Genomic DNA, 1020 nt, shown 5'->3' with positions numbered 1-1020 from the left:
CCAACTCTACCCTCGGTAAGTCATGATAACCTGCATAGCCATCGACATGTAGATAACCCGAAAATCCTTGTAAAAAGGCCTTTGGATGTTTACTAGCACGTGTTGTTTGGTAATCATAAAGCACGATCGGCAATGATGCACGACCTGTTCGATACATCCACATAAAGGATTTACTCGTTGCAGCGCGATCTGGCTCGTTTAATACCTGTAACCCCGTTTCATCCGCATGGGCAATTTCTTCTCGCAGTAGTTTTTTATGAAGGTGATGATATAAATGAATGAGCCATGTGTTGGCACCGTACATCATCCAATTCGCCATCGTTTGACGTGAAAGCGAAATGCCCATTCGTTCTAACTGCTTTTCTTGTCGATACAGTGGGAGACCTTCACAATATTTTTGACTCATCAAATAGGCCATCGCCGATGGCGAAGCGAGACTACCTGGATACATAGGAGCTGACATTTTCGCCGTAACGATTGGCGTTTCAGTTCCTTCTTTTTCGCAATGACGGCAACTATAAATGTGTTGGACGTGTTCGACCACTTCGACTTGTGCCGGAATAATTTTTAATTCACGACGAATTTGTGTGCTCATTTCGTGTGTCTTTTCACCGCAACACAAACAAACCTGCTCTTCTTCGCTTAAACGATAGTGAATCGTTTCAGTAGACAAGTTTTCTAACATCGCCTCGATTTGTCCCGAACGCTTTTTACGTTTATAGGTAACCGTTTCAAGCGTCGGTTCTTCGACCGTGTTATCTGACATCATTTCCATTTCATTGAATAATGTCAGCGCAAGTTGATCCGGGTTGGTTTTTTCACTTGAAGTTCCAAATTTCTTTTGTTGGCTGAGGCGGAACTGTGCTTCCAACCAGTTAATTTTAGCCATTAGCGCTTCATTTTGTTTTTCCAACGCCGCATTCTTTTTTGCGAGTTCTTCAATTGTACGTGTGGGTGTTTGTTCGATTTTTACCATAGTGAAAGAAATTCGACTTGAATAGCCGAATTCCTTTTTTAAAT

At 42.2% G+C, this 1020-nt stretch carries 1 protein-coding gene; it reads right to left on the bottom strand.

Annotated elements, in window-relative coordinates; translation table 11 throughout:
* Positions 1-976, bottom strand: a 976-nt coding sequence (tnpC, locus tag DDE80_RS14450) for an IS66 family transposase (RefSeq protein ID WP_108308643.1), incomplete at its 3' end; no start/stop codon positions are given.
* Between the last annotated feature and the right edge of the window lie 44 nt (positions 977-1020).

The sequence above is a fragment of the Metalysinibacillus jejuensis genome (assembly GCF_003057615.1).
Classification (GTDB): domain Bacteria; phylum Bacillota; class Bacilli; order Bacillales_A; family Planococcaceae; genus Metalysinibacillus; species Metalysinibacillus jejuensis.
Note: the sequence above shows the minus strand (reverse complement) of the source record. Positions and strands in the feature narration are given on the sequence as shown.